Here is a 7858-nt window from a genome sequence, read left to right as displayed (position 1 = left end):
GAAATTTTCAACTTGATCACGCCAAATCCATTAATGAATCCAATGACAGCCCCAATAAGTATGGCAGTAATTACAGCTAGAAGGATATTACCTCCATCGCGAAGAATCGTTCCACAAACAGCAGCACTTAACCCCAGTGTTCCGCCTACTGAAATATCTAAATTCCCGGTTAACAGCACAAAGGTCATCCCAACGGCAAGAACCATATAAATCAAGCTGCTTTTCAAAGATTTATCGATATTTTGTAAAGAAAAATAGTCAGAGTTGATAAAACCCACCACAACAAATAGAAGGACTAAAAATAGGAAGGTTCTAAATTCGCGTTGTTTGAATATTTTTCTAACCCTAGGCATGTGTCTGATCACTTCCTTTAAAGGTTCCAAAAGCCGCCTTCATCACATTGACCGCATTGATTTGGTCTACGTTTAGACAAACATCGCAGGTCCCCTGATAGACAGCATAGATGCGGTCGCTAATTCTTTCGATTTCTTCTAAATCAGAGGAAATGAGGAGAATGGAAAATCCCTGGTTTTTTAATTCTGTCAGGATGGAATAGATATCACCCCTTGCAGCCGCATCAATTCCCCTTGTTGGTTCATCCATGATGATTAATTTAGGGTTCATGGATAACGCTCTTGCAATCACAGCCTTCTGTTGATTCCCGCCTGAAAGTGATTTGATTTCGTCCTCCTGGGAATTTACCTTGATTCTTAATCTCTTAATATACTGATCTGCCACTTGTTCTTCTAACTTTTTCTTGGTAAAAAAACCGTGCCGTTTAATCATTTGAGATGTGATATTATTTCTCACAGAAGTGATTGAAAAAATACCGTTTAAAAATCGATCTTCCGGTATATAAGCCAACCCGCTGTCTACCGTTTCATTAATGGATAACGTTGTAATGTCCTTTCCATCAAGATAGACTTTTCCGCTCTCAATCGGATGAATGCCATAAATCGCTTCCGCAATCTCTGTTCTTCCGGCACCAACAAGCCCGGCCAGACCGACAACCTCTCCCTTATAAACTTCAAAACTAATATTCTTAAATCCATCGCCAACGATGTTTTCAACTTTAAGGATCGGTTTTTCTCCCTCGTGAGCAGCCCCTCGTTTTTCAAAATGACCTTCGTAATGATTTTCATTTCCAACCGGAAGCAGCCCTTGAATCAACATTTCTTTCTTGAACTCCTCTATTTTTCCTTTAAGCGTTACTTTTCCGTCCCGTAAGATGACGGCATGGGTAGAAATCTGAAAGACTTCATCAAGACGGTGAGTAATATAGAAGATTCCAACCCCAGCATTTTTCAGCTGGTTAATCACTTTGAATAATGACTCTGTTTCTGAAAACGTTAAGGTAGAGGTAGGCTCATCCAGAATTAATACTTTTGACTTTCTTAAAAGTCCCTTTATGATCTCAAGCTGTTGCTGTTCCGCGATACTCAATGTAACAGCTAACCGATTCAGATCAAGATTCCAGCCTAATTCTTTAATGAGCTTTGCCGCTTCTTCTCTCACTTCTTTTTTATTTTTACTAAATCCAATCGTAAGGTTTTGTTCAACCGTCATATTCGGAAATAGCAAGGGTTCCTGCGGAACTAAATAAGTGCCTCTTTCATGTGCGGATGAAGGATTTAGATGATCTGCCTTTTCACCAGCAATCTCAATAACCCCTTCATCCGCCTTATAGATCCCTGTAAGGATTTTCATTAAGGTGCTCTTCCCTGCTCCGTTACCGCCGATAATAGCGATCACTTCTGACTCATTAAGTTCTAATGAAACCCCCTCCAAAACGAGGTTTCGGTTAAAGGCCTTCCGGATATTCTCCAATCTCACTAAGTTCCTCGGCGCCTTCATCATCATCCCCTACCTTAGTACCATTTTTGTAACCGCTTACTATTAAGCGTATTACAGATTCATACATTTTATTAACGATTAAACATATTATTAGCTAGTAAACCTTCTATATATCTCTGATGTTGGCAAATTTTAAAATAAGCCAAAACACCTAATGAATGATTCCCCCGTAGATTATATGAACTAGGCATAATATTCATTACATGCTTATTACAATATAGAAGGGTGCTTGAATGATAACTGCTGTTACTTTTGTGTTAACGTACAGCAAAATTCTCACAATTGTTTTAACATAAAACTTTTGTTCCAAAAGTAAACTGTAGAGAGTGAAGAACATGTCATATGAAAATAGCCTGATCATTAAAATCGCATGGAAATATTACATTGAAGGAATGACGCAAAATGAGATCGCAGAGTCTTTAAATCTATCTAGAATGAAAGTGATTAAATACCTAGATATCGCGAAAGCCAATAACATTATCCAATTTAAAATTAACCTAGAAAAATTGGTTAACATCGATTTGCAGAATCAAATCAAGCAGCAATATCAATTACAAGATATTTATATTGTCCCTGCCTCTAACGAAAATCCGTTAAATAGTCTCACAAAGGCCGCCGCCCACTATATTGAAGACCGAATTAACAGCGACACCATGATTAATGTTGGGTATGGGCAAGCCGTTTCAGGAACCTTGGGACATTTAAATATCTCCTCAAAGTATAAAGTCACCTTGGTCTCGTTATCAGGAGGTGTAAAATTCTACATTCCAACAGCGATCGATTCGTCATCCGATTATTACACCAATCAGAATCACAACCATTACATTATGCCGGCCCCATTATTAGTATCTTCAGAACACCTCGCCAAACAGTTGATTAATGAAAGACCAATCAAGAAAATCTTTGAAATGATCCCTTACTCTACGATCACCATTATTGGCATTGGAGCAGTAAACGAACATGCCACACTTGTGAAGGAAGGATATTTGAGCACGCATGAAATGGAAATCTATAAATCTTTGGGGGCTGCAGGAGATTTATTAAGCCAATTTTATGATCGAAATGGCCGGGTTCTGGATCTTCCCTTGCATAAGCAACTGGTTAGTACCGATATTCATTTATTAAAATCACTTAACCATGTGATTGCCGTGGCTGGAGGAGTTGAAAAAAAAGAGGCTATTATCGGCGCCCTAAAAGGGGGCTATATCGATGTATTAATTACAGATGAAGTGGTTGCCAAAAGTCTAATCGAATGAAATGCTCCTGATTATGAATCCCTAATAATGATAGAAAGGAAGATTGGATAGCATGGAAAAGTACTTAATGGCGATTGATGCCGGAACCGGCAGTGTCAGAGTCATTTTATTTAACACACTTGGCCATGAACAATTTGTTACACAATCAGAATGGACCCATCATGAAGATAAACGGTATCCAGGCTCCATGGACTTTGATATCGAGAAAAATATAGACATTATCATCAATCTAATAAAGGAAATCTTAGCAAGGAGTAATGTTAACCCTGTAAACATTGTGGCTATTTCAACCACAAGTATGCGTGAAGCCATTGTCCTATACGATGAAAATGGAAAGGAATTATGGGCCTGTGCCAACGTGGATTCAAGATCAAACGATGAAGTGGCTCACCTTTGTAAAATAAGTGACACAATCGAAGCGGACATTCACTATATCTCTGGACAGACCTTTTCATTAGGAGCAATTCCGAGAATCCTATGGGTAAAAAATAATATCCCTGAAACCTATAACAAGGTTAGATACGTTACGATGCTGAACGACTGGATTACATATCGCATGACCGATGTGATCTCTGTTGAACCTTCTAATGGCTGCACCACTGGTCTTTTCGATATTAAGAAAAGAGTTTGGGATCCTAGCATTGCTGAGAAGGTAAATCTTAGAAGTGATATTTTTCCGATTGTAAATGAAAGCGGATCCATAATTAGCCATGTTACTAAGGAGTTCTCAGCACTTACTGGATTAAGCACTCAAACGATCGTTGTGGCAGGAGGCGGCGACGCCCAATTAGGCTGCATTGGCATGGGGGTCATCAACGAAGGGGATGCAGCTGTTTTAGGCGGGAGCTTTTGGCAATATGAATATACAGCGAATCATGTTGAAATCAATGACCTTTGCAAAGTAAGAGTGAATTGCCATGCCATCCCAAATACCTGGCAATATGAAGCCATCGCCTTCTTTCCCGGATTAATCATGAGATGGTTCAGGGATACGTTTTGTGAGCTTGAAGCCTTTCTTCAGAAGGAAAGTGGGGAAAGCATTTATGCCCAAATGGAGAAAAGAGCCCAAAATGTACCGGCTGGCTGCAATGGAATGATTTGCACATTTTCCGATAAAATGAACTACTTTTCATGGAAACATGCAGCACCAAGTTTCATAGATTTTAAATTTGATAGCTCCTATAATAAAGCAACGTTTTACCGAGCCATTATGGAAAATGCCGCTTTTGTCACAAAGGGCAATATCGAAATCATTTCCAAAATAACAAACAAATCACCGGAATCGATTGTTTTTGGAGGCGGTGCTTCAAAAAGTGACTTATGGTGTCAAATTGTTGCGGACGTTCTGAATATAAAAGTGAAAGTTCCAGTTGTAAAGGAATCGACAGCCCTAGGTGCGGCCATTTGTGCTGGTGTAGGAGCGGGCGTTTATGAAAGTTTTAATGAAGCTATTACTCAAGTTGTTAAATTCGAAAAAACCTTCGAACCAAACGATTCGAATCACTTCATTTATGAAGAGTTATATAAAAAGTGGGAGGCTGTGTACAAGGTACAACTAAATCTAGCAGATCAAGGATACACAAACCATATGTGGATTGCCCCAGGGCTATAAAACATCCAAAGGAGTGAAACATAATGACTGTTATTAACGAGAATGAGCGAGAATACCGATTTGGTGACAGCGGTCCTAAGTACCTGCAAAAAGGACCCCGAATGAACTTTGGTGTCGTTGTCCTGCAGCCAGGACAGGATTTTACTGCACATTATCATAACTTTATGGAAGAAAACTTCTTTATTTTAGAGGGCGAACTAGAAATTCATATTGACGAGGAGATTTTCCAATGTAAACAAGGAGATTTTATTCATGTGGAGCCAAAAAAGGTCCACTATTTAATTAATAAGGGAGATACCATCATTAAAGCAGCCTTTATGCTGGCACCCTACCAAGAAAATGATAAGGTGGAGGTCGAATACAGTCCATACGGTAATTAGCGAGGCTACCAAGGGACGGTTCTTATAGAGGTCAATTGCAAGTCTTGCGCAGCACAATAGGGTACAACAAGTGGATTTTAGCTAGTTGTGCCTTATTTTTGTCAAAGTAGTTAATTTATCTAATACATACGTCCTGGCACAACCCTAAGTTTCTATAGGCATTTTTCTACAAAAAATAATTATAAGAACGGTGCCTGACACTCCCAAAATAATGTCGATGAATTCGACAAAATGCGGGTGGTGTCAGGCACTTTTCATATTAGAATACTAATAGGAATATATATGTAAAATGTTTCAAGTCTTTTAATCTACCAAGGGTTAGTAATGAGGGGGAAATGAATGTTATATACAGACGATTTTTTGGAGAAGTTACGGATGGAAGGCGATCCAGTTCTGGACCGAATAATCGAAGAATTGTTCAAGAACAGTCAGGTTGGCTCCGTAAACAATTTGTTGAAGCAATTGATGCAAAATGACCAGGAGTACCCTGAAGAGCTGCCTGATACCATTGAATTTTGGCTGAAGAATACCGCCTCTTGCCCAGAAGGCGTGGATTGGGCCAGAATAAGAAATGCTACTGATTTATTTCAGGAGCATGGGATTGCCATCACCTTCTTATTATCAACATCCTCACTTGTGAATTGTTACGCTGCCGGTAAAGGTGTGAAGGTCCTTACATTCAGTTATCGCTTAGGCCAAAACGCTTACCGCAGGATAGCCGAAACAGGGCAATTTGTTCTTCATATCATGGCTCCAGGCGGACTAGAATCCGGAGGACAAGGAATCAAAGCGATTCAAAAAGTCCGTTTAATGCATTCCGCCATTCGGCATTTGGTTCAAAAGACCGGCAGATGGGACGAAAAAGAAAATGGCATCCCCATTTGCCAAGAGGATCTGCTTGGTACTCTATTAACCTTTTCCAAAGTCATCATAGATGGGCTTCGCCATTTAGGGATGAAAGTAACAGAGAAACAAGCGGAAGATTACCTCTACTTTTGGAAAATCGTCGGAATCATGCTGGGAGTTCGAGAAGATATTATCCCAGAATCGATGGAAGAGTCAAAGCAGTTGGAAAAAATGATTAAAAGAAGACACCATGGGCCATCTCCAGAAGGGATCCAGATGACTCGTGCTCTACTGGAATTTCACGCAGGCCTCATTCCCGGTGAGATGTTTGACAAAATGATCCCTGCTCTGATTCGAGAAACCGTAGGGAACGAAATAGCAGACTGGATGGAAGTTCCACACTCCAATTGGCAAAAACTTATGAAATTCAAAGAGCTAATGGGCTTTTTTCTTGATTCAGATTATACAGGCTTTTTGGGAAGTATGGTCAATCGGCTTGGGTTAGCCTTAATTAAGCGTCAATCACTAGCGATGACAGATTATGAGTATACCCCCTTTCTCATACCAACTGAACTGCGGAAGGTTTGGGGGATTGAGGAAAAAAGGGTGTAATAATAAAACAAAACCCTTTAAAGTCATAGAAAAATAGACAAAAATTATTCTCCTAGCTGTTCACAAAAGGGCGAAGCTGGCACGAGCATGGCAAGAAGGATTCGAGTTGCTTTTTTGTATTCTTTTGGGTATGACAAGTGACTTTCTCCTTCTCCACAGGAATACTTTTATGTACAATGGATATATAATAAAAAAGAGAAGTGCTTCAACACTTCTCCCTGCAACTTCTACCGTCCGGGTGGTGGTTGTCTATGAGTTATTTTTATCAGAACCACCCTTTTGCTTGCTGCGGTGCGGGGTGGTTTTCTTGTGCTCTAGAACGTTTTTCCGAAAGACATAAGCGCTCAATTCACGCATAACACTCTTCAGAATTTCTCGTAGAAATTCCATGATTATCACCTTCTTCCCGAAACGGAAAGAAGTGTAACAACCAACCACCCCAACAATATTCAGCTGCAACTTCATTCTATCATTTTATATCTACCTAAAAATCTATTAATCTTCGACAAAACCCGGGGCGTGACAGGCTCCCTCCGAGATTACCCATGATACCAGCCTGTTTTACAGTCAATATTAATAAGCGACATCCATTCGCCTTTTCCATCCATTTTTATATACATGATGTACATTCCCGGAGAGCCCTTTTTTCCAGTGCCAGCCATTTTGACTAATTTTATTTTATCCCGTTTTGTAACATATTGATTTTTTTTAACACTTTTCATCACAGCTGATTTTACTCCTGGAGCCCAATTAAATGGCTTGGCAAATTTCAGATCATCCGTTTTGACATAGGCATATCTATTGTTGTATTTGATTTTGGAAAAGCCAAATTGCTGATAAGAATACCAGTTGTCCTGATCCTTACCGACAGGTACACCTCCATATACTTTCACTACTTTACCCTTTTTAATTTTCCCTAATGTTTTATAGGATGTGCCTGGGGAAGATTTTACAGAAAGAGTTTTGGCTGCATAGGCCTTGTCATAGCTTGCTGATGCTTGAGCTTCGGTTGAGTTGAATACTAAGCATACGGTCAGCAAGCAAATACTTACGAAAAGCGAAATAACTTTTTTCATTTTACGATACCCCTTTTAAAGAATAGTTAGTATTTTGAAAAATATTCCTTTTTATTATAGCGCAAGTAGATATATAGAACTAGATTTTTATAGAATTGAATTATTAAAAAGGAAATCACTAGGACCGCATTCCCATTATCGAAGCATAACAGTCACCTGCATAATAAAAACCGTCTCATTGATGAGACGGTTCTCTTAATTGATCGGTGAAGTTCTTTTATT

At 39.3% G+C, this 7858-nt stretch carries 8 protein-coding genes; 4 read left to right on the top strand and 4 right to left on the bottom strand.

All coding sequences use genetic code 11. The features are described 5' to 3' along the window. Both V7659_RS21570 and V7659_RS21565 read right to left on the bottom strand, forming a co-directional pair. Window positions 1-353, bottom strand: a 353-nt coding sequence (locus V7659_RS21570; protein WP_420491757.1) for an ABC transporter permease subunit, incomplete at its 3' end; no start/stop codon positions are given. Continuing rightward, a complete protein-coding gene (locus V7659_RS21565; protein WP_335542140.1) occupies window positions 346-1827 on the bottom strand; it encodes a sugar ABC transporter ATP-binding protein in 1482 nt (493 codons plus the stop codon). The genes V7659_RS21565 and V7659_RS21570, both read right to left, overlap by 8 nt. Before the next feature lie 362 nt (window positions 1828-2189). Here V7659_RS21565 and V7659_RS21560 point away from each other — a divergent pair, with 362 nt between their 5' ends. The 4 genes from V7659_RS21560 (at window position 2190) to V7659_RS21545 (ending at window position 6560) form a co-directional block, all read left to right on the top strand. Continuing rightward, window positions 2190-3110 carry a sugar-binding transcriptional regulator gene (locus tag V7659_RS21560; protein WP_335542139.1) on the top strand — a complete coding sequence of 307 codons (921 nt, stop codon included), beginning with the start codon at window positions 2190-2192 and terminating at the stop codon, window positions 3108-3110. A 52-nt stretch (window positions 3111-3162) separates the two neighbouring features. Continuing rightward, entirely contained in the window at window positions 3163-4722 is a 1560-nt protein-coding gene (gene lsrK / locus V7659_RS21555; RefSeq protein ID WP_335542138.1) for an autoinducer-2 kinase, read from the top strand. Between the two features lie 23 nt (window positions 4723-4745). Beyond that, window positions 4746-5102, top strand: a complete 357-nt coding sequence (locus V7659_RS21550) for a cupin domain-containing protein (RefSeq protein WP_144556078.1) — start codon at window positions 4746-4748, stop codon at window positions 5100-5102. A gap of 339 nt (window positions 5103-5441) precedes the next feature. Then, complete coding sequence (locus V7659_RS21545; RefSeq protein WP_335542136.1) at window positions 5442-6560, top strand: oxygenase MpaB family protein; 1119 nt, start codon at window positions 5442-5444, stop codon at window positions 6558-6560. 249 nt (window positions 6561-6809) lie between these two features. Here V7659_RS21545 and V7659_RS21540 read toward each other — a convergent pair whose 3' ends face one another. Both V7659_RS21540 and V7659_RS21535 read right to left on the bottom strand, forming a co-directional pair. Further along, complete coding sequence (locus V7659_RS21540; protein WP_335542134.1) at window positions 6810-6950, bottom strand: hypothetical protein; 141 nt, start codon at window positions 6948-6950, stop codon at window positions 6810-6812. A gap of 149 nt (window positions 6951-7099) precedes the next feature. Next, window positions 7100-7636, bottom strand: a complete 537-nt coding sequence (locus V7659_RS21535) for an SH3 domain-containing protein (protein WP_335542132.1) — start codon at window positions 7634-7636, stop codon at window positions 7100-7102. Between the last annotated feature and the right edge of the window lie 222 nt (window positions 7637-7858).

This window comes from Neobacillus drentensis, from assembly GCF_036966985.1.
GTDB classification, from domain to species: Bacteria; Bacillota; Bacilli; order Bacillales; family Cytobacillaceae; genus Neobacillus; species Neobacillus drentensis_E.
This window is presented reverse-complemented; position numbering and strand designations above follow the sequence as displayed.

Excerpts from the sequence above, each read along its gene's own strand:
- V7659_RS21560 (WP_335542139.1), top strand. The coding sequence starts at position 2,190 with ATGTCATATGAAAATAGCCTGATCATTAAAATCGCATGGAAATATTAC.
- lsrK (WP_335542138.1), top strand. The coding sequence starts at position 3,163 with ATGGAAAAGTACTTAATGGCGATTGATGCCGGAACCGGCAGTGTCAGA.
- V7659_RS21550 (WP_144556078.1), top strand. The coding sequence starts at position 4,746 with ATGACTGTTATTAACGAGAATGAGCGAGAATACCGATTTGGTGACAGC.
- V7659_RS21545 (WP_335542136.1), top strand. The coding sequence starts at position 5,442 with ATGTTATATACAGACGATTTTTTGGAGAAGTTACGGATGGAAGGCGAT.
- V7659_RS21540 (WP_335542134.1), bottom strand. The coding sequence starts at position 6,950 with ATGGAATTTCTACGAGAAATTCTGAAGAGTGTTATGCGTGAATTGAGC.
- V7659_RS21535 (WP_335542132.1), bottom strand. The coding sequence starts at position 7,636 with ATGAAAAAAGTTATTTCGCTTTTCGTAAGTATTTGCTTGCTGACCGTA.